Below are 23,631 nucleotides of genomic sequence, written 5' to 3' on the forward strand. Positions count from 1 at the left end.
CGACACCCATCATTAATAATAACGAATTTTCGACAGAAAGGGAAGAATAGCATGATTAAAACAAATGAAATTAAACAAAAAGATGCATTGTTAGAAGAGATTACGGATTATGTATTAAATAAAGAGGTAACAAGTGCAGAAGCATTCAGTACTGCTCGTTACGTATTACTTGATACACTTGGATGCGGAATTTTAGCGTTACAATATCCAGAGTGTACGAAATTATTAGGACCAGTTGTACCAGGAACAATCGTGCCAAATGGTACACGAGTACCAGGTACGTCTTATGTACTAGATCCAGTCAAAGGTGCATTTAATATCGGATGTATGATCCGTTGGTTAGACTATAACGATACTTGGCTTGCAGCAGAGTGGGGACATCCATCTGATAACTTAGGAGGAATTTTAGCAGTTGCAGATTATATTAGCCGTGTTCGTATATCAGAAGGAAAAGAAGCGTTAAAAGTACGTGAAGTATTAGAAATGATGATTAAAGCTCATGAAATTCAAGGTGTACTTGCTTTAGAAAACAGCTTAAATCGCGTTGGCCTTGACCACGTATTATATGTAAAAGTAGCAACAACTGCAGTAGTTGCAAAAATGCTTGGCGGAACACGTGAAGAAATCTTTAATGCATTATCACATGCATGGATTGATAATTCTAGTCTTCGTACATATCGTCATGCTCCAAATACGGGATCACGTAAATCATGGGCAGCAGGTGATGCAACGAGCCGCGGTGTTCATCTTGCAATGACTGCTCTAAAAGGTGAAATGGGTTACCCTACAGCATTATCTGCACCGGGCTGGGGATTCCAAGATGTATTATTCAATAAACAAGAATTAAAATTAGCAAGACCATTAGATTCTTATGTAATGGAAAATGTATTATTTAAAGTTTCATATCCAGCAGAATTCCATGCACAAACAGCTGCAGAATGTGCTGTGAAATTACATCCAGAAATTAAAGGAAAATTAGATGAAATTGACCGTATTACAATTACAACGCATGAATCAGCAATTCGTATTATTGATAAAGAAGGTCCATTAAATAACCCAGCGGATCGTGATCATTGCTTACAATACATTACGGCAATTGGTTTATTAAAAGGGGATATCGTTGCGGATGATTATGAGGATGCAGTAGCAAATGATCCACGTGTAGATGAATTACGTAATAAGATGGTTGTTGTTGAAAATAAACAGTACAGTTTAGATTACCTTGACCCGAACAAGCGCTCAATCGCCAACGCTGTTCAAGTTCATTTCAAAGATGGAACTGTAACAGAAAATGTGGAATGTGAATATCCACTTGGTCACCGTTTCCGTAGAGATGAAGCGATTCCAAAAGTTGTTCAAAAATTCACTGCAAATATGGCAGGCCATTATTCTAGTAAGCAACAAGAACAAATTCATGAAGCTTGTTTAAATGAAGAGAAACTAGAAAATATGAATGTAAATGAATTTGTAGATCTATTCTTAATTTAATAATAGGGGGAATCTAGAATGGCTTGGGTTGTGGATAAACAGTCAACACAAGAAGAGCTTGCGAATCGCTTCCGAGCTTTAGTAGAAGCAAATGAAATTTTACAGATTCCAGGTGCTCATGATGCAATGGCAGCTCTTGTTGCGAAAAATACAGGTTTTTCAGCTCTTTATTTATCGGGAGCTGCTTATACTGCAAGTAAAGGGCTACCGGATTTAGGAATCGTAACGTCTACTGAAGTAGCAGAGAGAGCAAGAGATTTAGTAAGAGCTACAGATTTACCTGTTCTTGTTGACATTGATACAGGGTTTGGTGGTGTATTAAATGTAGCGAGAACTGCTGTAGAAATGGTGGAAGCGAAGGTAGCAGCTGTCCAAATTGAAGATCAGCAATTACCAAAGAAATGTGGCCATTTAAATGGTAAAAAACTCGTTACGACAGAAGAATTAGTTCAAAAGATTAAAGCGATTAAAGAAGTTGCACCGAGCTTATATATTGTAGCGCGCACAGATGCTCGTGGTGTAGAAGGATTAGATGAAGCAATTGAAAGAGCGAATGCATATGTAAAAGCAGGTGCAGACGCAATTTTCCCAGAAGCGCTACAATCAGAAGAGGAATTCCGTCTATTTAATAGCAAGGTAAATGCACCTTTATTAGCGAATATGACTGAATTCGGAAAAACACCGTATTATAGTGCAGAAGAATTTGCGAATATGGGCTTCCAAATGGTTATTTATCCTGTAACTTCACTTCGTGTTGCAGCGAAAGCGTATGAGAATGTGTTTACTTTAATTAAGGAAACAGGTTCTCAAAAAGATGCACTTTCTAATATGCAAACGAGAAGTGAGTTATATGAAACAATTTCATATCATGACTTTGAAGAACTAGATACTGGAATTGCAAAAACAGTATTATCAGAGGATCAATAGATAAAACAACTAAGGCGATGAGAATACATCTTTAGCAAGACGAACTGCTTGATGTGAAAATTCATCGCCTTCTGTTTTCAAAAATAAGATATTCCACTCATCGTAGACGAGCATATGTAGTAGTAAGTAAGGCCGAAATGATAGGGGGATTCAGATGGAGAAAACGAAGTTACCGTGGGATGAATTTTTTTCACTTAATAAAGATGTGAATCATGCTTTCTTTACGCCAGAAGATTTTTCAGGAGATGAAGATTTAATCGCAAAAACGACAGAACAATTCGTTAAACAAGAAATTGTTCCACAAATGGAGAATATTGAACAACATAACTATAAAGTTTCTCGTCAATTGTTTGAGAAAGCTGGAGAACTTGGATTATTAAGTATTGAGGTTCCAGAAGAATATGGCGGATTTGAATTAGGAAAGGCAGTTTCAGGGCTTGTAGCAGAAAAAATGGGATACGCTGGTGCATTTAGCGTTTCATTTAATATACACGCAGGTGTAGGTACATTGCCTTACATATATTATGGAACGAAAGAACAAAAAGAAAAATATTTGCCGAAAATTGCATCAGGAGAATGGATTGGGGCTTATGCTTTAACTGAACCAAATGCTGGTTCTGATGCTTTAAGTGCAAAAACGAGTGCAGTATTAAATGAAGATGGTACTGCTTGGAAGCTAAATGGTGAAAAGCAATGGATTACAAATGCTCATATGGCAGATGTATACGTTGTTTTTGCGAAGACAAATAAAGGAATGACAGCGTTTATTGTCGAAAGAACATGTGAAGGGGTATCTATTGGGCTAGAAGAAAAGAAAATGGGGATTAAAGGTTCTTCAACGGCTACCCTTATTTTAGAAGATGTTGTCATACCTGCTGAAAATGTTTTAGGGGAAGTTGGGAAAGGGCATCATGTAGCTCTTAATATTCTTAACTTTGCTAGATTAAAACTTGCCTTTGGAAATATTGGAACAGCAAAGCAAGCAATTGGATTGTCCGTTCAATACGGAAAAGAACGTAAACAGTTTCAAACGGAATTAGTAGACTTTACGATGATTCAAGAGAAAATTGCAAATATGATCATTGCTACATATGGAGCAGAAAGTGCAGCGTATCGTACAGCAGGTGTAATTGATGAAGCAATTCATGAGAGCGATGAAGATCTTATGAAGAAAATGTCCCAATTTGCAATTGAATGTGCACTGAATAAAGTAAATGCTTCTGAAACACTTGGTCATATCGTAGATGAAGCTGTACAAATTCATGGTGGTTACGGTTATATGCAAGAGTATGAAGTAGAACGATTATACCGTGATGCTAGAATTAGTCGTATTTTTGAAGGGACGAACGAAATTAATAGATTAACAGTTGCCAAAATGTTAATGAAGCAAATGGAACAAATTGAAGATACTGAAATAGAGATTGATGTAGAAAATGTCGAAAGAAACCATCGTTACATTTTATTAGCGAAAAAATTGTTGAAACAATCTTTGAAAACGCTCTCTAAAACTCCAGGTTTAAAAATTGATCAAGAGCAAGAATATTCACGTGTATTATCAAATATGTTAACGGACGTGTACGTCATGGAATCAGCATTTTTACGTACGAGTAAAGCAATTAGTAAAAATGGTGCAGAAAAAGAGCGTACGAAACAAATGATAACTGACGTTATTTGTGAAGAAGGTTATCGCAAAGTGGAAGAAGCAGCGATTTCTATACTTTCCGCGGCTATTACAGAAGAACAAGATAGACACGTGATTTTAACTGAAATTCGTCAATTATTAGTGCCTTTATACACGAACGTATTTACAAAAAAGAGAAAAATTGCGAAAGCTATTATAAATCGCGGAAAGTATATTGTGTAAATAGGAGGAAAGCGATATGAAAAAGATTGGTTTTATCGGTTTAGGTAACATGGGTCTTCCGATGTCTAAAAATTTAGTTAAATCAAGTTACACAGTATATGGAGTGGATTTAAATAAAGATGCTGAAGCTTCCTTTGAAAAAGAAGGAGGAATTATTGGCTTATCAATCTCAAAATTAGCAGAGACATGCGATGTGATTTTTACAAGTTTACCTTCACCTCGTGCTGTTGAAGCGGTGTATTTTGGACAAGAAGGATTATTTGAAAATAGTCATTCGAATGTAGTTTTAATTGATACAAGTACTGTATCTCCACAGTTAAACAAACAGTTAGAGGAAGCGGCAAAAGAAAAGAAAGTAGACTTTTTAGCAGCCCCTGTAAGTGGTGGGGTAATTGGAGCCGAAAACCGTACATTAACGTTTATGGTTGGTGGATCAAAAGAGGTATATGAAAAAACGGAATCTATCATGGGTGTATTAGGTGCAAACATCTTCCATGTTAGTGAGCAAATTGATAGTGGTACAACTGTTAAATTAATTAATAACCTATTAATAGGTTTTTATACAGCTGGTGTAAGTGAAGCATTAACATTAGCGAAAAAGAACAATATGGATTTGGATAAAATGTTTGATATTTTAAATGTAAGTTACGGCCAAAGTAGAATTTATGAGCGCAATTATAAAAGTTTTATTGCATCAGAAAACTACGAGCCAGGTTTTACTGTAAATTTATTAAAGAAAGATTTAGGGTTTGCAGTAGATTTAGCGAAAGAAAGTGAACTTCACTTACCAGTAAGCGAAATGCTATTAAATGTATATGAAGAAGCAAGTGAAGCTGGGTATGGTGAAAACGATATGGCTGCTTTATATAAGAAAGTTAGTGAACAATTAATTTCTAATCAAAAATAATAGATTTATAAACATCATAAAAAAAGGAGAGAATATAATGATTACAACTGAAATTAAACGAGTAAAAAATCATATTAATGGTGAGTGGGTAGAATCTACTGGTACAGAAGTAGAAGCAGTTCCAAATCCGGCGACTGGAAAAATTATCGCTTACGTTCCGCTATCTCCGAAAGAAGATGTTGAAAAAGCTGTTGAAGCCGCAAAAGCAGCATACGAAACATGGTCTAAAGTACCAGTTCCGAATCGTTCAAGACAATTGTATAAATATTTACAGCTTTTACAAGAAAATAAAGAAGAACTTGCAAAAATCATTACGCTAGAAAATGGTAAAACATTAACGGATGCAACTGGTGAAGTGCAGCGTGGTATTGAAGCGGTAGAACTTGCGACGTCAGCACCAAATTTAATGATGGGACAAGCACTTCCGAATATTGCTAGCGGCATTGATGGATCAATTTGGCGCTACCCAATCGGAGTTGTCGCTGGTATTACACCGTTTAACTTCCCGATGATGATTCCATTATGGATGTTCCCACTTGCAATTGCTTGCGGTAATACATTCGTATTAAAAACATCTGAAAGAACGCCACTTTTAGCAGAGCGACTTGTAGAGTTATTCTATGAAGCTGGCTTCCCGAAAGGCGTATTAAATTTAGTGCAAGGCGGAAAAGATGTTGTAAATAGCATTTTAGAAAATAAAGATATTCAAGCTGTTTCGTTCGTTGGATCTGAGCCGGTAGCTCGTTACGTATATGAAACAGGTACGAAACACGGAAAACGTGTACAAGCGTTAGCTGGTGCAAAAAACCATGCGATTGTTATGCCAGATTGCAATCTTGAGAAAACAGTACAAGGTGTAATTGGATCTGCATTTGCAAGTAGCGGAGAGCGCTGCATGGCATGTTCAGTAGTAGCAGTAGTTGATGAAATTGCGGATGAATTCATCGACGTACTAGTAGCAGAGACGAAGAAGTTAAAAGTAGGTGACGGTTTCCACGAAGATAATTATGTTGGACCATTAATTCGTGAATCTCATAAAGAGCGTGTATTAGGCTATATTAATAGTGGTGTAGTAGATGGAGCTACTTTATTAGTAGATGGTCGTAAAATTAAGGAAGAAGTTGGAGAAGGTTACTTTGTAGGTGCGACAATCTTTGATGGTGTAAATCAAGAAATGAAAATTTGGCAAGATGAGATTTTTGCTCCAGTATTAAGCATTGTACGTGTTAAAGATTTAGAAGAAGGTATTAAACTAACAAATCAATCTAAATTTGCAAATGGTGCGGTTATTTATACATCAAGCGGTAAACATGCACAAACGTTCCGTGATAACATCGATGCGGGCATGATCGGTGTAAACGTAAACGTTCCAGCACCAATGGCATTCTTCGCATTCGCAGGAAATAAAGCTTCATTCTTTGGTGATTTAGGTACAAATGGTACAGATGGCGTTCAATTCTATACACGTAAAAAAGTTGTAACTGAGCGCTGGTTTTAATATAAAGTAGACAGCCAAATCAGTTGTTAAAAGAAAACCACCACTATGAATAGTGGTGGTTTTCTTCTTGTTAATTGCTTTTTTCAAAAGCTAGTTTAATACCAAAACCAATTAAGACAATTCCCGTTAACCCTTGAATATAACGTTGTGTCTTCGGTTTTTTCATAAAAGCACTAATTTTATCAATTAAAAATATATAAAAAGCGAACCAAATAACTGTTAAAACTAGGTAAGTAAGGCCCATTATAAGAAGTTGGATAAACGTATTATGATTTGGATTTAAAAATTGCGGTAAAAATGTTAAAAAGAAGACCGCGATTTTAGGGTTTAATAAATTTGTAAGAAACCCTTGGCGAAAGCAAGAAGTATTCTCGTTTGCGTTATTCAAAGATATATCGTTCGTATTGATGCCTTCTTTATTTCTTACTGCTAAAAGGGCTTTAATACCAATATAAATTAAATATAGAGCTCCAACGTACTTGAAAATAGAAAATAAAAGAGCTGACTTTACAATAAGTGCGGAAAGTCCGATTACTGCTGCTAAAGTATGAATCAATAGTGCAACACATGTACCGAACACTGTTTTCACCCCACCTACCTTACCAGCAACTAATGTGTTTTTCGTAGCCATTGCAGTATCAGGACCAGGTAAAATAATAAGACAAATAGACATAATGATGAAAAGAAAATAATTTTCAATCATAGTCGCTCCTCCTTCTTTTATTTTTAGAATATTTAATTAAAAATAGTGTAGCACATAATTCGATTTAATAAAATTAAATTTTATTAAAATTTATTAAATAGGAAAAAGGCTATATAGGCTTGTAATTATACGCCTATATAGCCTCAATTTAATCCCGTATGAAAGGGCGATTGCTTCTACTAATAATAAGAGGGAGATAAACCCTACTTATTAAATTCTCACTTTACGCATTAAGTAAGTTAAAGAACCGGTTTACATCTTCTTCTGAAACATCACTTAACTGCTTATATTTATAATTTGGATTTTGGTCTTTATCAACGACAACAGATCGTACTCCTTCAAAGAAATCTTCATGTCTCATGAAGTTTTTAGCAAGTACAAGGTCAGTAGCGAAACATTCTTCAACGGACTTATTTTGTCCATCAATAAACTGTTTTAATGTTACTTTTAGTGAAATAGGAGATTTTGATAATAACGTTTCTTTCGCTTTTAAAGCAAAGGAACTTTGATCTTTCTCTAATGAATGAATAATTTCTTCAATTGTATCGAATGCAAAATGTGAATTAATTTCTTCTAATGAAGGAGCAAGCTCGCTTTCTAATGTTGGAGCAGTTGCAAATGTACGAATGACTTCTTTTAAATGAGTATGTACATCATCTTCTTTAGGCCAATTTACACTTTCCAGTTCAGTAAGGAAATTTGGTAATGAATCAGATGCAATAAAATAATCAGCAGCGTTTATAAATAATACGTCAGAAGCTTTTAAAATAGATGCTGTTAAAGCGACATAGCGGCCGGCATACCCTGGAGCTTTATTTAAGAAATAAGCAGCACCGACGTCAGGGAAGAAGCCAATATTCATCTCTGGCATTGCCCATTTCGTACGCTCAGTTACAATTCGGTATTTCGCACCATTTGTAAGACCGACACCACCACCCATTACAATTCCATCTAAACAAGCGATAATCGGTTTTTTATATTGATAAATATATGTATCAATTTCATACTCTTCTTCAAAGAAACGTTCCGCATGCTGCAATGCAGCTTCATTTGAACGTGCTTCATAAAGAGTTTTAATATCGCCACCTGCACAAAAACCTTTTGTGCCAGCTCCTTTTAATACGATAAGCGCAATTCGTTCATCATGTTCCCACTCTTTCAGTTTTTGCCCAATTGGTTGCAACATGTCATAAGATAAAGAATTAAGTGCTTTTGGGCGGTTTAAAGTAATTGATGCAACGCCGTTTTCGCTAACAGAAAATAAAACGTGTTCAGTCATAATTCATCCTCCCTTACATATCTTCTTATTCTTAATTCTTTATACGTACTGAAATGTCCTTTATAAATTTTGTCTAAAGTTGGCGGTATATGTTAATTTATCCACTGCATATTTTGACGAGTTATATTTGCAGGATTTTGGAGGTTGAAAATGAATATTACAACATTACTGTAATTGTAATTATTTGAAGTTACCATGATAAACACGCTATTATATATGTGTAAATTGTACATAATCACTTCGAAAAGAGTGATTATAATGAAAAAAAAATTGCTTTTCATTAGAAATAGAGAAAGGAGAAATCGGAATGCCAGTACCTTTACTATTGTCGGTGATTATTTTGTCTTCTTTAATGATAGGGATAACGCAGTATTTTCATCATACAGATACGACAGAGGAAGTGAAGGATAAAGTACGACTTGTATTTCCGATTTTTATCATATCTATTTCTTTTTGCATTTTATTAAATAAAGATGGGTACATTGTTGCAGTATTTTCATTTTTTGTAGCGATTGTTTTCATTACAGTTTTATATTATGTAATGAAAGAATTTATCCAAAAATAAAGATGTCATATGAGACATTTTTATTTTTGGAAAGAATAAAATTTCACATACCGTATTATATGTGAAATTAAAAAAACATATCGCAATAGAAAAGTATGTACTTTACCGTGTATTTACTTGTCAATCTTGCATAGCCAATATACTATTAATAGTGTAGAGATTAGAAAAAGGGGTTGTATCTATCATGAAATTTGAGATGCACACAAAAATTATTTCAAATGAAAAAGAAGTAAGATTACATATAGAAGAAAACATATTTCAATTAAAATTGGATGGTTATCACTTATTTACAGTTCAAGAAATATTACCTTTATATAAATCAAATGAAGAAAGAATCGGTAGTGCAATGATACAAAAGTTAGAATGGGAGAACGGAAAAACTACAATAAACTATCAACTTGTATCACTAAATTCAGTAAATTAAAAGGAGCAGGAAACCATGAAGTTATTTCATACAGCCGATTGGCATTTAGGAAAGCTTGTTCATGGCGTGTATATGACTGAAGATCAAAAGATTGTATTAGATCAGTTTGTACAAGCTGTTGAAGAAGAAAAACCAGATGCCGTAATTATTGCAGGGGATTTATATGACCGAGCAATTCCACCTACGGAAGCAGTAGACTTATTAAATGATGTGCTGCAAAAAATAGTGATTGATTTACAAACACCAGTTATTGCAGTCGCAGGAAACCATGATAGTCCAGATCGTATTCATTTTGGAAGTAGTTTAATGAAGAAACAAGGATTATTTATTGTGGGGCAATTTCAATTTCCATATGAGCCAATTATATTAAATGATGAATATGGGGAGGTTCACTTCCATCTCATTCCTTATGCGGATCCAAGCATAGTGAGACATGTATTGAAAAACGAAGACGTACGTTCTCATGATGATGCGATGCGTATTTTTATGAATGAGCTTTCTGAAACGATGGATAAAGAAGCTAGACATGTATTTGTTGGTCATGCATTTGTAACTTCTGCGGGCGAAGCGGAAGAGAATACAAGTGATGCTGAACGACCGCTTTCAATTGGTGGTGCTGAATACGTGAATAGTCATTATTTTGATAAGTTTCATTACACAGCGCTTGGACATTTACATCAAGCGCATTTCGTACGTAATGAGACAATTCGATATTCAGGTTCTCCACTTGCATATTCTATTTCTGAAGAAAAACATAAAAAAGGATATTATATTGTGGAATTGGACGAGCAAGGTGAAGTAACAATTGAAAAAAGGTTACTTACACCACGCCGTAAAATGCGAACAGTAGAAGCGAAAATAGATGAATTGTTACAACATCCAGTAAGTGAAGATTACGTGTTTGTAAAATTATTAGATGAAAATCCTGTCTTGCAGCCAATGGAAAAAATACGCTCTGTTTATCCAAATGCAATGCATGTTGAAAGAGCCATTCAAAGACGAGAGTTCACTGAGTCAAATGAAGTAACTGTTTCAAGACATAAAATGGATGATTTATCATTATTAAAGGCTTTTTATAAAGAAATGAAAGGCTTAGATTTATCAGAAGAGAAAGAACATCTATTTGTAGAAGTATTACAAACAGTGCAAGAACGGGAAGGTGAACGAGGATGAGACCGATTCAGCTTATTATGACGGCATTTGGCCCATATAAACAGAAAGAAGTAATTGATTTTGACGATTTGGGAGAGCATCGTATTTTCGCCATTTCTGGAAACACGGGCGCCGGAAAGACAACGATTTTTGATGCGATTTGTTATGTTTTATATGGTGAGGCAAGCGGAGAAGAACGAAGTGATACGAGCATGCTCCGCAGTCAATTTGCTGATGATAATGTGTATACAAGCGTAGAATTAACCTTTCAGTTAAAAGGGAAACGTTATGAAATAAAACGACAACTGGGACATAAAAAACAAGGGAACAAGACGGTTACGGGACATGCAGTAGAATTATATGAAGTAATTGATGAAGAGAAGATTCCGGCTGTTGATCGTTTCCATGTAACGGATGTAAATAAAAAAGTAGAAGATTTAATTGGTTTAAGTAAACATCAATTTAGTCAAATTGTTATGTTACCGCAAGGGGAATTCCGAAAACTATTAACATCTGAGACAGAAAACAAAGAAGAAATTTTGCGTCGTATTTTTAAAACAGATCGTTATAAGTTAATGCGTGAGTTACTTGACCAAAAACGAAAACAATGGAAAGACGTCTTACAAGAAAAACAGAAAGAGCGAGAGTTATATTTCCGTAATGTTTTTAAATTACCAATTCGTGATGGAGCATTATTAGAGACATTAGTGGAACAAGAACATGTAAATACGCATCAAGTAGTAGAGGCATTAGAACAAGAGACAGCTGCGTATAAGGCAGAGGTGGAGCAATTACAAGTAGAACAAGATATTCAAACGAAGCAATTAAAGGATGCTGAAACACGTTTTCATGCAGCGAAGTCTGTAAATGAGAAATTTATAGATTTACAACAAAAGAATGAGAAATATAATACTTTACAAGAAAAACGTTCAGTAATTGAAATGAAAGAACTATCTTTTAAGCGTGCGGAACAAGCGAAGCGCTTATTACCATTTGAACAGTGGTACGAAGAAGCAATGCAAAATGAGCAGAAAGCTGAAAGTTTGTTAAAACAAATTATCGCTAAAAAAGAAAATATAATGAATAATTTTGAACTTGCTCAGGAGAAATATGAAGCAGTAAAGAATAAAGAACCTGAGAGAGAAAATGCAAAAAAACTTGTTCAAAGATTAGAAGAGTTACAACCGATTATTGCATCATTAGCTGAGAAACAGTTGAATTTACAAAATGCAGAAATTCAACTAGGAAAATTAAAAGAAAGTATGCAAAACTTAGATCGACAATTAGAAGAGCATACAAATCAAAAACAGCTAATGTCTGGTGAATTACAGCAATTAGAGCGAGCGCTTGAACGATATGTAGATAAAGTAGAAGAACTAACGAATATGCGAGAAGATGCAAAAGTTTTAAAGCAAGCATATGACGTATGGCAAGAAAAACAAAAATTCGAGCAAGAAAAAGAAACTGCATTTATTAAGATGCAAGAGACAGTTCGTGCATATGAGAATATGGAACGTCGCTGGTTAAGTGAACAAGCTGGTATATTAGCTCTTCATCTACATGATGGTGAATCTTGTCCAGTATGTGGCAGCACGAACCATCCGAAAAAAGCTTCAGAGCAAAGTGATGCCATCAATGAAAAAGAGTTAAATGATTTAAGAGACAAGAAGAATATTGCTGAAAAATTACATGTGCAAGTAGAGGAGAAATGGAATTTCTATCATCTTCAATATGAACAAGTAATAGAAGAGGTTAAGAAGCGAGGTTATCGCTCAGAAGAATTAGCTGAAACATATAGTGCGCTTGTTCAAAAAGGAAAACAATTAGCAACTGAAGTGAATATGTTAAAAGCAAGTGAAGAAACGCGTAAGCAAACAGCTGTGAAAATAAAAAGCATAGAAGAAAAAGTAGATGCACTTCAGAAACAAAAACATGAGGTAGAAACAGAACAGCACCGTATAGAAATGGATTGTATGCAGCTTCGTACGTCATATGAACATGATAAGAAAAACATTCCTGAAAACTTACAAACAGTCCAAGCTTGGAAAGTCCAGTTTGACCAAGCTATGCATGAGCTCAAATTAATGGAGGACGAATGGAAGAAAGTGCAGGAGGCGTATCAACATTGGCAAAATGAAAATATACGTATTCAAGCAGAACAGGAAGGTGCTTCTAATCAATTTGAAAGTGCAAAATCGAAGAAAGAAGAGACTTTCACGCGCTTTATGAAAGAGCTTGAACAGAGTGGATTTACAGATCAAATTACGTATAAAGAAGCGAAATTAAGTGATGCCGAGATGGATATGTTACAAAAAGAAATTCAAAGCTATTATTCATCTCTTGAAGTACTTGCAAAACAAATTGAAGAGTTACATGCTGAATTAAAAGATAAAGAGTATATGGATATTACGGCGTTAGGTGAACACATTAAAGAACTAGAAATTAACCTTGATATCATTAAAGAAAAACGTCAACGTTCGCAAAATGCGGTAACATATATTTCTGATTTACATGAAAATATTAGACGTATTGATGAGCAAATTCATGAGGAAGAAAAAGCTTTCCAAGAACTTGTTGACTTATATGAAGTAATGAAAGGTGATAACGAAAGCCGTATATCATTTGAACGTTACATCTTAATTGAGTATTTAGAACAAATTGTTCAAATTGCAAACGAACGATTACGTAAATTATCAAATGGACAATTTTATTTAAAACGAAGTGAACGAGTTGAAAAGAGAAATCGTCAAAGTGGATTAGGGTTAGATGTATACGACGCATATACTGGCCAAACACGCGATGTAAAAACATTATCTGGCGGCGAGAAATTCAATGCCTCACTTTGCTTAGCGCTCGGCATGGCAGACGTTATTCAAGCGTATGAAGGCGGTATTTCAATCGAAACGATGTTTATCGACGAAGGATTCGGTTCATTAGATGAGGAGTCATTAACAAAAGCGGTTGACGCCTTAATTGACTTACAAAAATCAGGTCGATTTATTGGTGTAATCTCACACGTTCAAGAGCTGAAAAACGCAATGCCAGCTGTATTAGAAGTAACGAAGCAGAAGGATGGTTGTAGTCAGACACGGTTTGTGGTGAAGTAAGTTCAATTGTAATTCATATTATTTGCGATTCTTTAGTATAGAACTTTTGATAAAATAAAGGGGCTGTCTCATAAGTCTCTTTCGAAGTAAGATCACATGAAATCGAAAAGGCAGAAATGTTATAAAATAAACATTTCTGCCTTTCACTTTTTATACGATTTTGGCTAAAAAGCATCTTTTGGGACAGCCTCTTTATTTGTTATTCAAAATTAGATAATTCACCTATGAGTTATCTGTAGAAGACGGCGTATTTTCCAAACGATTATAAGCTTTAAAAGCCGAAATTGCCGAGATAACACCGCCTACTAAAAATAAAGCCGATCCACCGACCAAAATGATACGACTGACATATGTTTCGCGCGCTTCTTCAACTTCTTCTTGTAACATTGTAGGCATTTGAATTCCCCCTAAATAACATTTATTTTGTAGATAGTATATACAAACGCCTAAAATATGTTAAAATCACTGGATAGTGTTATGAGGGAGTATATAGTTAGATGTGAATTATTTGAAAAATCTTCATTATAAATTTATGCTAACTTCACATAGAGCACATATTAACATTGTATTATGTATATGTACCAAATAAATAAAGTGAATGTAAGTTCTGTTTTCAAAAATTTAAAATCCTTTTATTTCTATATGAAAGTTTTAATCGAGGGTTTTAAAAATTTTGGAAATAGATCTTATAAAAATGGAATTCATATAAAAGGGGAATGTCTTATGACAACATATACAAGTGAAATGAAAAAAACTTTAGTTTCAGAAGAAGATGTAGATATTTTAAAAATTATGGCGCATCCAATCCGACTGCAAATTGTAAATGAATTAAGTACAAGAAAAACTTGTAATGTAACACAATTAACCGAGTTACTGAACATCCCGCAATCTACTGTTTCACAACATTTATCAAAAATGAAGGGTAAAGTGTTACGAGCAGAGAGAAGAGGTTTAGAAATTTATTATCATATTAACAATTTAAAAGCGAGTAAGATTGTTAATGTTTTAGGGTATATAAACTAGTGAAATATTTTTATATAAAATAGCCCCTGCTGTTTAGCAGGGGCTATTTTGTGTTGTTTTATGTATTTGCATTTAAAACTTTATAGTTTTTATGATTTACAATTGTTCGATCAAATTCAAAAGTACCACCGCTTACATTTGTAATTTCAACTAAGACCGATTCAGTATAAAGTTTTAATACAGATCCTGTAATCTTTAAATTGTTTCGTTGAAAAAGTATAGTATCCCCTACGTTTGCTTTCATAGTACCTCCTCATTAAAGACAGAAATATTTTTTATTATATATATTAAACCACGTATAAGTATATTAGTGAATATTTAGTTTTATTTATCAAAAAAATATTTGTAGTCTATGTGTGCAGAATTAAAAGAAGTTTTAACATATTATCCGAAAGAAGTCTCCTTCCTCAGGCGTGTGAAGGACGATAGTCTAGCGGCAGGTGGGAGATGAATTTCGGTTTGGCGTAGCCAAACTTTTTTTTTCTATTTATTTCGCCTCTGATATAATCAGTCTTATAAGAGGGGAATTTTGGTATAACAATGAAAGTAGATAACAATCTTATAGTGTTCAGGTTGTGTAATCACCGTTATAGCTTATGGGAAATGAAGCAGAAAATGAGGTGAATGGATATGCAAAAGCAGAATAAGGCGTACAAGTTTCGTCTGTATCCAACAGAAGAACAAGCACATCTCATACGCAAAACGTTTGGGTGTGTGCGCTTTGTATATAATAAAATGCTGGCTGAACGAAAGGAAGTATATGAAAAACACAAAGCGAATAAGGAAGAACTGAAGAAGCAAAAATTTCCTACTCCTGCAAAATACAAATCGGAGTATGAATGGTTGAAAGAAGTTGATTCATTGGCATTAGCCAACGCGCAATTAAACTTGCAAACTGCTTATAAGAATTTTTTTAGTGGTCAAAGTGATTCTCCTACATTCAAAAGTAAAAAGAGTAGAAAATCCTATACAACGAATCGAGTAAACGGAAATATTATGTTATTTCATGGTTATATCAAATTACCAAAATTGAAAATGGTGAAACTGAAGCAACATAGAGAAATCCCGCCAAAACATATCATCAAATCGTGTACGATTTCGATGACACCTACTGGTAAGTATTACGTGTCTATTTTGACCGAATATGAAAAAGAAATCACTCCAAAAGAAGTAGAACGTGTAGTTGGATTAGACTTCTCAATGGCTGAATTGTACGTGAGTAGCGAAGATGAGAAAGCAAATTATCCTCGCTTTTATCGTCAGATGTTAGAGAAATTAGCGAAGGCACAACGAGTATTAGCAAGACGTGTGAAAGGTTCAGAGCGCTGGAATAAACAACGCATTCGTGTAGCGAAATTGCATGAAAAGGTCGCCAATCAACGTAAAAATTTTCTTCATCATAAGTCTAAAGAATTAGCTACGAGTTTTGACGTTGTAGCAATCGAAGACTTACATATGAAAGGAATGTCACGAGCATTTAGATTTGGTAAGAGTGTAGCGGACAACGGTTGGAGGATGTTCACGACATTTTTAGCATATAAGCTACAAGAACAAGGAAAACAGCTTGTAAAAATAGATAAATGGTTTCCTTCTACAAAGATGTGTAGTAATTGTGGAAATAAAAAAGAAATGCCATTACGCGAACGCACGTATGCGTGTTTGTGTGGACTCACAATTGGCCGTGATTATAATCAGCCATCAATATCAAAAAGGAAGCCATCCGCTTATTAGTGTTGGCATAAATAGTAATAAAATAACCTTTGGAACAAGGGAGTTAGCTCGGCTGTCCTAGGACAAATTCGTTAGCTATCAAAAGTAGCGATGAACCGAGAAGCCCCTACTTTGGGTAAGCTCGTAAGAGGTACTAAGTGGTGGGTAGTTCACCAAGACGTATTGAAAATGCTTTTATTATGATGGAATTTGTAGAGCCAATTATTACATTTCAAGAAACAATTATAAATGTATAAAGAAAGTCAGGCTTATGAATTAATTTAATAAAACCGTCTCTTTAATATTTATTAAAGAGACGGTTTTATTGTTTTACTATTGAAAAAAGGATTCAAAAACATATGTAAATTTAACTTATACAAAACAATATGAACAACTATTACGTATTTAAAAAACATTTTTTGTATTTCATCCTTCGTTTTCTGTAACTGATTCCATGTTTTTGACGTCCTGTCTTGTAAGTGCTTACATAACTGAAAACATCTTATACAATGAAGGTGTTAAATCAAAAGAGATGACCAAAATGAACATAAAAAACAAGACTTAGCGAAAAGCATTGAAATAGAAAGAGGAGGCAGAAAGGTATGAAAAAATCAAAGGTTAATCCATGGCTTGTTGTCCTTGGTACAGTCATAGTTCAAATGGGACTTGGAACGATATATACATGGAGTTTATTCAATCAGCCTTTAGTTAGTAAATACGGTTGGAGTCTTAACGCGGTTGCGATAACTTTCTCAATTACTAGTCTTTCCTTAGCATTTTCAACTTTATTTGCAAGTAAATTGCAAGAAAAATGGGGACTTCGTAAACTTATTATGATAGCTGGACTAGCATTAGGACTAGGATTAGTACTTAGTTCACAAGCTTCTTCGTTAATATTGCTTTATGTACTAGCAGGAGTTGTTGTAGGTTACGCAGATGGTACAGCTTATATTACTTCACTATCTAATTTAATTAAGTGGTTCCCTGAACGTAAAGGTTTAATCTCTGGTATATCTGTAGCTGCATATGGTACAGGTAGCTTAATTTTCAAATATATAAATGCAAAGTTAATCGATTCCGTTGGTGTATCGCAAGCGTTTATATATTGGGGTTTAATTGTTACAGCTATGATTGTCCTTGGAGCTTGTTTAATCCATCAAGCTGCTGATCAAGGTGCAGTTCAGGAAACAAACACTCATGAATATACAGTGAAAGAAATGTTAGGCACAAAACAAGTATACTTATTATTCATCATGTTATTTACATCATGTATGAGTGGCTTATACTTAATTGGTATGGTAAAAGACATTGGTGTTCAACTTGTAGGGCTTAGTGCAGCGACAGCAGCTAATGCGGTAGCTATGGTTGCAATATTTAACACATTAGGTCGTATTATTCTAGGACCGTTATCAGATAAAATTGGTCGTTTGAAAATCGTTACGGGTACTTTTGTGGTTATGGCGAGTTCGGTATTAGTTCTAAGTTTCGTAGATTTGAATTACGGTATCTACTTCGTATGTGTAGCAAGTGTAGCGTTTTGCTTTGGTGGAAATATTACTATTTTCCCAGCTATTGTTGGTGATTTCTTCGGTATGAAAAACCATAGTAAGAATTACGGAATTGTGTATCAAGGATTTGGATTTGGAGCGCTTGCAGGTTCCTTTATCGGTGCACTTCTAGGTGGATTCAAACCAACTTTTATGGTGATTGGCGTACTATGTGTCGTGTCATTCATTATCGCAATTTTAATTCGAGCACCTAAACAGAAAAAAGAACAAGAAGAAGAGTATCGCAGCGTAGCATAAGTATATAAATCTTCTATAACACTATAGTTACGAAAAAGCATCCTGTTAAATAGGGTGCTTTTTTGAGTTATTTTAACAAGGTTAAATTACTTTTTATTTTTTTGATATAAAAGTGAGTGAAATATCCGTTTGGATTATATTGGAATATAATAAATCGATACATCGTATTCGAAATATGTATTAAATCTTAAATAATAAAGAAAATATGAATTGATGTTTGCAAGATATATTTTCAGACAAATATTGAGAAAATAAATGCTCGATTTTTTGTTAAGGCTTTGTAACTGAAGAGACCTTCAGTTTATCATCTTCAATTTTTACAAAGAGGAGTAAGAATTAAAGTATTAATGTAAGTATTAATGTAAGTATTTATTAATACTTTTAGATGTAATTGTATTGAAAAGCACTAAAACTTTTATCTGAAAAATAAAAATAGGTTGACAAGTTTATTGAGAAAGATTATCATTTCGGTGTAAGAACGTTAAATGAAAAACATTATCAATGAATAATATTTTAATGAAAAGTACACTTGACCAATTAGTTTAGTAAGTGTATTATTTTTTACATTGATAATGATAATCATTATTATTTTTGTTTAATTAGATTGATTTTTAAATGAAAGGATAGAGGAAATGAACTTAGGGGAATTTGATGGGAAAACTGTTTTAGTAACAGGTGCAGCTCAAGGTATAGGTAGTGTTGTTACTAAAATGTTTTTAGAAAGAGGAGCTACAGTTATTGCGGTTGATCAAAATGAAGAGGGATTAAACGAACTCTTAAATGAAATACATTTGAAAACGTTTTGCTTAGATGTGAGTGATAGTACCGCAGTTGAACAGATGGTAAATGATATTGAAAATGAAATAGCGCCAATAGATATATTAGTAAATGTTGCAGGGGTTTTACGTATGGGAGCGATTCACTCGTTAAGTGATGAAGATTGGAATAAAACGTTTTCTGTAAATTCTACAGGAGTTTTCTATATGTCCCGAGCAGTAAGTAAACATATGATGCAAAGAAAGTCAGGGGCAATTGTTACAGTTGGTTCAAATGCAGCAAATACGCCGAGAATGGAGATGGCTGCATATGCTGCATCAAAAGCTGCTACGACGATGTTTATGAAATGTTTAGGATTAGAACTTGCAGCGTATAACATTCGCTGTAACGTAGTTTCTCCAGGTTCTACTGAAACTGAAATGCAAAGGCTACTATGGGCTGATGAGAATGGAGAAAAAAATATAATTGCTGGTTCTCAAAGTACATATAGACTCGGTATACCGTTACAAAAAATTGCACAGCCTTCAGAAATTGCTGAAGCAGTATTGTTTTTAGCTTCAGATAAAGCTAGTCATATTACAATGCATAATTTATGTGTTGATGGCGGAGCTACATTAGGCGTTTAATAAAAAATTCAGGGGGTTACTATACAATGAAGGAATTTACGGCTGTAAAGGAACTGTCAGAAAAATTACTAGAAGATTATAAGACTGAATCTTCATTCTTTTTCGCTTCACCAACTCGAACGATATTAGCAGAAGGAGAGTTTACTACAGTAAAGCATCATGAAATTGAAAGTTTCCCAAAACTTGTACAAGCAGTATTATGTAATGCAAAACAAGCCGGAAATCCGAATCCTATCGTTGTCGGTGCTTTGCCATTTGATCGTAGAAAAGAAGTCCAACTTATCGTACCAGAATATAGTAGGACTTCTGAGCGATTACAATTGGATACAACAAATCAGCTTGAAATAAATGAGAACTTAACATTCGAAATGACGCCTGTACCAGCGCCTGAAGTGTATATGAATGGTGTGAAGCAAGGAATTGCAAAAATAAAGGGCGGGGATTTAAAGAAAATCGTTCTATCCAGATCGTTAGATGTTAATTCTTCCGAAAAGATTGATAAGCAAAAACTTCTTCGAGAATTAGCAGCGCATAATAAGCATGGATATACATTTGCTGTGAATGTATCGAAAGATGAAAATGAGAATAGTAAGACGTTAATTGGAGCGAGCCCTGAATTACTCGTCTCACGTAATGGTATGCAAGTTATTTCTAATCCGTTAGCTGGTTCAAGGCCACGTAGTGAGGATTCAGTTGAAGATAAGAGAAGAGCAGAGGAATTACTTTCTTCTCCAAAAGATTTACATGAACATGCGGTAGTAGTAGAAGCAGTTGCTACAGCGCTTCGTCCGTACTGTCATACATTACATGTTCCGGAAAAGCCATCCGTTATTCATAGTGAAGCGATGTGGCATTTATCTACTGAAGTGAAAGGTGAACTAAAGGATCCGAATACTACTTCTTTGGAATTAGCAATTGCTCTTCATCCGACGCCAGCAGTTTGCGGCACACCGATGGAAGAAGCGAGAGAGGCGATTCAAAAAATTGAGCCATTTGACCGTGAATTCTTTACAGGAATGCTAGGGTGGAGTGATTTAAATGGAGACGGTGAATGGATTGTTACAATTCGTTGTGCTGAAGTACAAGAAAATACACTCCGTTTATATGCAGGAGCGGGCGTTGTTGCTGAGTCAAAACCAGAAGATGAATTAGCAGAAACATCAGCTAAGTTCCAAACAATGTTGAAAGCATTAGGATTAAATGATAGTTCACTTAATGAAAAGTAGGGGGCAGAAAGAATGCTAACAGGTTATACAAAATGGCCAAAAGAATTTGCTGATCGTTATCGAGAGGAAGGGTGTTGGCTTGGGGAAACATTTGGCGGGATGTTAAGAGAGCGAGCTGAAAAATATGGCGATCAAATTGCAGTTGTAAGTGGTAATACGCATATTACGTATAGTGAGTTTGATAAAAAAGTAGATCGATTAGCTTCAGGGCTACTGAATTTAGGAATAAAGCAAGAGGATCGAGTTGTAATCCAGCTACCTAACGTTATTGAGTTTTTCGAAGTATGTTTTGCGCTATTTCGAATTGGGGCACTTCCTGTTTTTGCATTACCTTCACATCGAAGTAGTGAAATTAGTTATTTTTGTGAGTTTGGTGAGGCGAGTGCTTACGTTATTTCAGATAAAGCTCTCGGTTTTGATTATCGAAAACTAGCAAGAGAAGTGAAAGAGAAAGTGCCAACTTTACAACATGTAATTGTAGTGGGAGAAGAAGAAGAATTTGTGAACATAAGTGATTTATATATAGATCCCGTTCCATTACCAGAAGTTCAGCCGAGTGATGTTGCGTTTCTCCAATTATCAGGGGGGACAACAGGACTTTCTAAATTAATTCCTCGAACGCATGATGATTATATTTATAGTTTACGTGTTAGCGCTGAAATTTGTAATTTAAGTGCAAAGAGTGTCTATATGGCCGTTCTTCCAGTAGCACATAATTACCCGATGAGCTCTCCTGGAACATTTGGAACTTTCTATGCGGGTGGAAAAGTAGTGCTGGCAACTGGAGGTAGTCCAGATGAGGCATTTGCACTTATTGAAAAAGAAAAAGTTACGATTACTGCTCTCGTACCGCCATTAGCAATGATATGGCTTGATGCTGCATCTTCACGTAATAACGATTTATCGAGTCTAGAAGTGATTCAAGTAGGTGGCGCGAAATTTAGTGCTGAAGTTGCAAAACGTATACGCCCTACATTTGGATGTACATTACAGCAAGTATTCGGTATGGCGGAAGGATTAGTGAACTATACAAGATTAGATGATCCTGAAGAAATTATTATTCATACACAAGGTAGACCAATGTCTGCACTCGATGAAGTACGAGTTGTTGATGAAAATGACAACGATGTAAAACCTGGCGAAGTAGGTAGTTTATTAACAAGAGGGCCATATACAATTCGTGGTTATTATAAAGCAGAAGAGCATAATGCACAATCGTTTACAAAGGATGGATTTTATCGCACAGGAGATCTTGTGAAAGTAAATGAACAAGGTTACATCATTGTAGAAGGAAGAGATAAAGATCAAATTAATCGTGGTGGTGAGAAAGTTGCCGCGGAAGAAGTTGAAAATCATCTATTAGCACATGATGCAGTACATGATGTAGCGATTGTATCTATGCCTGACGATTATTTAGGAGAACGTACTTGTGCATTTGTTATAGCTCGCGGACAAGCTCCGGCAGTAAGTGAATTAAAAAAATTTTTAAGAGAGCGTGGTATAGCGGCTTATAAGATTCCAGATCGAATTGAATTTATTGAATCATTCCCGCAAACAGGCGTTGGAAAGGTAAGCAAAAAAGAATTACGTAAAGTCATTGCTGAAAAACTTATTACAGTAAAACAATAATAAAAACCGGAAGGAAGTGATTGGATGGCTATCCCATCTATTTCAGTATATAAAATGCCAATTGAATCAGAACTACCAAAAAATAAAGTGGATTGGAAACCAAATCCGAAACGTGCGGTTCTTCTAATCCATGACATGCAAGAATATTTTCTTGATGCATATAGCGATAAAGAGTCACCGAAAGTAGAACTCATTTCAAATATTAAGGTGATAAGAGAAAAATGTAAGGAACTTGGTATACCAGTTGTTTATACAGCTCAACCAGGTGGACAAACGTTAGAACAACGAGGGTTATTACAAGATTTTTGGGGGGACGGTATTCCTGCTGGACCAGATAAAAAGAAAATTGTCGATGAACTTACTCCTGATGAGGATGATATATTCTTAACAAAATGGAGATATAGTGCATTTAAAAAGACAAATCTATTAGAAATTTTAAACGAACAAGGAAGAGATCAACTCATTATTTGCGGTATTTATGCGCATATTGGCTGCCTTTTAACAGCTTGTGAAGCATTTATGGATGGAATTCAGCCGTTCTTTGTAGCGGATGCAGTTGCTGATTTTTCACTAGAACATCATAAACAAGCGTTGGAGTATGCGTCAAATAGATGTGCAGTAACGACATCAACTAACAGTTTGTTAACAGAGTTACAAGGTTTAAAAGATGATGATGAAATCACTTTACAAAAAGTACATGAACTAGTTGCACAATTACTTCGTGAACCAGTAGAGAGTGTTGGGACTGATGAAGATTTATTAAATAGAGGACTTGATTCGGTCAGAATTATGAGTTTAGTAGAGAAGTGGCGTCGCGAAGGAAAGGAGATTACTTTTGCGGATTTAGCAGAGAACCCAACGGTTGTTGATTGGCATCGCTTATTATCTCTGCAAACAGAACGTGTACTTTAATATAGACTA

At 34.9% G+C, this 23,631-nt stretch carries 19 protein-coding genes and 1 pseudogene; 16 read left to right on the forward strand and 4 right to left on the reverse strand.

The window, feature by feature from the left end:
• Window positions 1-51 precede the first annotated feature (51 nt).
• The 5 genes from prpD (at window position 52) to MR147_RS03755 (ending at window position 6,684) form a co-directional block, all read left to right on the forward strand.
• Complete coding sequence (gene prpD, locus MR147_RS03735; protein WP_070805956.1) at window positions 52-1,488, forward strand: 2-methylcitrate dehydratase; 1,437 nt, start codon at window positions 52-54, stop codon at window positions 1,486-1,488.
• Between the two features lie 18 nt (window positions 1,489-1,506).
• Complete coding sequence (gene prpB / locus MR147_RS03740) at window positions 1,507-2,415, forward strand: methylisocitrate lyase (protein ID WP_000312630.1); 909 nt, start codon at window positions 1,507-1,509, stop codon at window positions 2,413-2,415.
• Between the two features lie 154 nt (window positions 2,416-2,569).
• On the forward strand, window positions 2,570-4,279 hold the full coding sequence (locus tag MR147_RS03745; protein WP_074610420.1) for an acyl-CoA dehydrogenase family protein: 1,710 nt from the start codon (window positions 2,570-2,572) through the stop codon (window positions 4,277-4,279).
• A gap of 16 nt (window positions 4,280-4,295) precedes the next feature.
• Window positions 4,296-5,186, forward strand: a complete 891-nt coding sequence (locus MR147_RS03750; protein WP_000719422.1) for an NAD(P)-dependent oxidoreductase — start codon at window positions 4,296-4,298, stop codon at window positions 5,184-5,186.
• A gap of 37 nt (window positions 5,187-5,223) precedes the next feature.
• Window positions 5,224-6,684: a CoA-acylating methylmalonate-semialdehyde dehydrogenase gene (locus MR147_RS03755; protein ID WP_074610422.1), complete on the forward strand. Its 1,461-nt coding sequence runs from the start codon at window positions 5,224-5,226 to the stop codon at window positions 6,682-6,684.
• 70 nt (window positions 6,685-6,754) lie between these two features.
• On the opposite strand, the gene MR147_RS03760 is transcribed toward MR147_RS03755, so the two are convergent.
• The gene (locus tag MR147_RS03760; RefSeq protein ID WP_048556983.1) at window positions 6,755-7,387 is read right to left on the reverse strand and encodes a LysE family translocator; all 633 of its coding nucleotides are present in this window, start codon (window positions 7,385-7,387) and stop codon (window positions 6,755-6,757) included.
• A 223-nt stretch (window positions 7,388-7,610) separates the two neighbouring features.
• Window positions 7,611-8,666: an enoyl-CoA hydratase/isomerase family protein gene (locus MR147_RS03765; protein WP_074610423.1), complete on the reverse strand. Its 1,056-nt coding sequence runs from the start codon at window positions 8,664-8,666 to the stop codon at window positions 7,611-7,613.
• A gap of 307 nt (window positions 8,667-8,973) precedes the next feature.
• Between MR147_RS03765 and MR147_RS03770 the strand changes: the two genes are divergently transcribed.
• The 4 genes from MR147_RS03770 to MR147_RS03785 all read left to right on the forward strand — a co-directional run bounded on the left by MR147_RS03770 (window position 8,974) and on the right by MR147_RS03785 (window position 13,914).
• Window positions 8,974-9,231 carry a hypothetical protein gene (locus tag MR147_RS03770; RefSeq protein WP_001145041.1) on the forward strand — a complete coding sequence of 86 codons (258 nt, stop codon included), beginning with the start codon at window positions 8,974-8,976 and terminating at the stop codon, window positions 9,229-9,231.
• A 184-nt stretch (window positions 9,232-9,415) separates the two neighbouring features.
• Window positions 9,416-9,655, forward strand: coding sequence for a DUF2584 domain-containing protein (locus tag MR147_RS03775; RefSeq protein WP_000667348.1), 240 nt, complete (start codon window positions 9,416-9,418; stop codon window positions 9,653-9,655).
• A 15-nt stretch (window positions 9,656-9,670) separates the two neighbouring features.
• On the forward strand, window positions 9,671-10,828 hold the full coding sequence (locus MR147_RS03780) for an exonuclease SbcCD subunit D (protein WP_074610425.1): 1,158 nt from the start codon (window positions 9,671-9,673) through the stop codon (window positions 10,826-10,828).
• The gene (locus MR147_RS03785; RefSeq protein WP_074610427.1) at window positions 10,825-13,914 is read left to right on the forward strand and encodes an AAA family ATPase; all 3,090 of its coding nucleotides are present in this window, start codon (window positions 10,825-10,827) and stop codon (window positions 13,912-13,914) included. Before MR147_RS03780 ends, MR147_RS03785 begins: the two co-directional genes overlap by 4 nt.
• A 222-nt stretch (window positions 13,915-14,136) precedes the next feature.
• On the opposite strand, the gene MR147_RS03790 is transcribed toward MR147_RS03785, so the two are convergent.
• Window positions 14,137-14,310, reverse strand: coding sequence for a hypothetical protein (locus tag MR147_RS03790; protein ID WP_001142747.1), 174 nt, complete (start codon window positions 14,308-14,310; stop codon window positions 14,137-14,139).
• A gap of 327 nt (window positions 14,311-14,637) precedes the next feature.
• On the opposite strand from MR147_RS03790, the gene MR147_RS03795 reads away from it, so the two are divergent.
• A complete protein-coding gene (locus MR147_RS03795; protein ID WP_000214794.1) occupies window positions 14,638-14,937 on the forward strand; it encodes an ArsR/SmtB family transcription factor in 300 nt (99 codons plus the stop codon).
• Window positions 14,938-14,995: 58 nt separating this feature from the next.
• Here the strand turns inward: MR147_RS03795 and MR147_RS03800 are convergent, their stop codons facing one another.
• Window positions 14,996-15,181: a YkvS family protein gene (locus MR147_RS03800; RefSeq protein WP_000646792.1), complete on the reverse strand. Its 186-nt coding sequence runs from the start codon at window positions 15,179-15,181 to the stop codon at window positions 14,996-14,998.
• 386 nt (window positions 15,182-15,567) lie between these two features.
• Here MR147_RS03800 and MR147_RS03805 point away from each other — a divergent pair.
• The 6 genes and pseudogenes from MR147_RS03805 to dhbB all read left to right on the forward strand — a co-directional run bounded on the left by MR147_RS03805 (window position 15,568) and on the right by dhbB (window position 23,622).
• Window positions 15,568-16,679, forward strand: a pseudogene (locus tag MR147_RS03805) (RNA-guided endonuclease TnpB family protein).
• 570 nt (window positions 16,680-17,249) lie between these two features.
• A complete protein-coding gene (locus MR147_RS03810) occupies window positions 17,250-18,452 on the forward strand; it encodes an L-lactate MFS transporter (RefSeq protein ID WP_242303661.1) in 1,203 nt (400 codons plus the stop codon).
• 632 nt (window positions 18,453-19,084) lie between these two features.
• Window positions 19,085-19,855: a 2,3-dihydro-2,3-dihydroxybenzoate dehydrogenase gene (gene dhbA, locus MR147_RS03815; RefSeq protein ID WP_074610227.1), complete on the forward strand. Its 771-nt coding sequence runs from the start codon at window positions 19,085-19,087 to the stop codon at window positions 19,853-19,855.
• A gap of 26 nt (window positions 19,856-19,881) precedes the next feature.
• Window positions 19,882-21,081: an isochorismate synthase DhbC gene (gene dhbC, locus MR147_RS03820; protein WP_074610230.1), complete on the forward strand. Its 1,200-nt coding sequence runs from the start codon at window positions 19,882-19,884 to the stop codon at window positions 21,079-21,081.
• A 12-nt stretch (window positions 21,082-21,093) separates the two neighbouring features.
• Window positions 21,094-22,710 (forward strand): (2,3-dihydroxybenzoyl)adenylate synthase, encoded by a 1,617-nt coding sequence (locus tag MR147_RS03825; protein WP_000955342.1) that lies wholly within the window; start codon window positions 21,094-21,096, stop codon window positions 22,708-22,710.
• Window positions 22,711-22,734: 24 nt separating this feature from the next.
• Window positions 22,735-23,622 (forward strand): isochorismatase, encoded by an 888-nt coding sequence (gene dhbB, locus MR147_RS03830; RefSeq protein WP_074610232.1) that lies wholly within the window; start codon window positions 22,735-22,737, stop codon window positions 23,620-23,622.
• The last annotated feature ends 9 nt before the right edge of the window (window positions 23,623-23,631 follow it).

It is taken from the genome of Bacillus cereus group sp. BfR-BA-01350 (assembly GCF_022663775.1).
Taxonomy (GTDB): Bacteria; Bacillota; Bacilli; order Bacillales; family Bacillaceae_G; genus Bacillus_A; species Bacillus_A paranthracis.

Coding starts and splice junctions, on each gene's coding strand:
- dhbA (WP_074610227.1), top strand. CDS start 19,085: ATGAACTTAGGGGAATTTGATGGGAAAACTGTTTTAGTAACAGGTGCA.
- MR147_RS03765 (WP_074610423.1), bottom strand. CDS start 8,666: ATGACTGAACACGTTTTATTTTCTGTTAGCGAAAACGGCGTTGCATCA.
- MR147_RS03775 (WP_000667348.1), top strand. CDS start 9,416: ATGAAATTTGAGATGCACACAAAAATTATTTCAAATGAAAAAGAAGTA.
- MR147_RS03745 (WP_074610420.1), top strand. CDS start 2,570: ATGGAGAAAACGAAGTTACCGTGGGATGAATTTTTTTCACTTAATAAA.
- prpD (WP_070805956.1), top strand. CDS start 52: ATGATTAAAACAAATGAAATTAAACAAAAAGATGCATTGTTAGAAGAG.
- MR147_RS03755 (WP_074610422.1), top strand. CDS start 5,224: ATGATTACAACTGAAATTAAACGAGTAAAAAATCATATTAATGGTGAG.
- prpB (WP_000312630.1), top strand. CDS start 1,507: ATGGCTTGGGTTGTGGATAAACAGTCAACACAAGAAGAGCTTGCGAAT.
- MR147_RS03825 (WP_000955342.1), top strand. CDS start 21,094: ATGCTAACAGGTTATACAAAATGGCCAAAAGAATTTGCTGATCGTTAT.
- MR147_RS03760 (WP_048556983.1), bottom strand. CDS start 7,387: ATGATTGAAAATTATTTTCTTTTCATCATTATGTCTATTTGTCTTATT.
- MR147_RS03785 (WP_074610427.1), top strand. CDS start 10,825: ATGAGACCGATTCAGCTTATTATGACGGCATTTGGCCCATATAAACAG.
- dhbB (WP_074610232.1), top strand. CDS start 22,735: ATGGCTATCCCATCTATTTCAGTATATAAAATGCCAATTGAATCAGAA.
- MR147_RS03810 (WP_242303661.1), top strand. CDS start 17,250: ATGAAAAAATCAAAGGTTAATCCATGGCTTGTTGTCCTTGGTACAGTC.
- MR147_RS03750 (WP_000719422.1), top strand. CDS start 4,296: ATGAAAAAGATTGGTTTTATCGGTTTAGGTAACATGGGTCTTCCGATG.
- MR147_RS03795 (WP_000214794.1), top strand. CDS start 14,638: ATGACAACATATACAAGTGAAATGAAAAAAACTTTAGTTTCAGAAGAA.
- dhbC (WP_074610230.1), top strand. CDS start 19,882: ATGAAGGAATTTACGGCTGTAAAGGAACTGTCAGAAAAATTACTAGAA.
- MR147_RS03770 (WP_001145041.1), top strand. CDS start 8,974: ATGCCAGTACCTTTACTATTGTCGGTGATTATTTTGTCTTCTTTAATG.
- MR147_RS03800 (WP_000646792.1), bottom strand. CDS start 15,181: ATGAAAGCAAACGTAGGGGATACTATACTTTTTCAACGAAACAATTTA.
- MR147_RS03780 (WP_074610425.1), top strand. CDS start 9,671: ATGAAGTTATTTCATACAGCCGATTGGCATTTAGGAAAGCTTGTTCAT.
- MR147_RS03790 (WP_001142747.1), bottom strand. CDS start 14,310: ATGCCTACAATGTTACAAGAAGAAGTTGAAGAAGCGCGCGAAACATAT.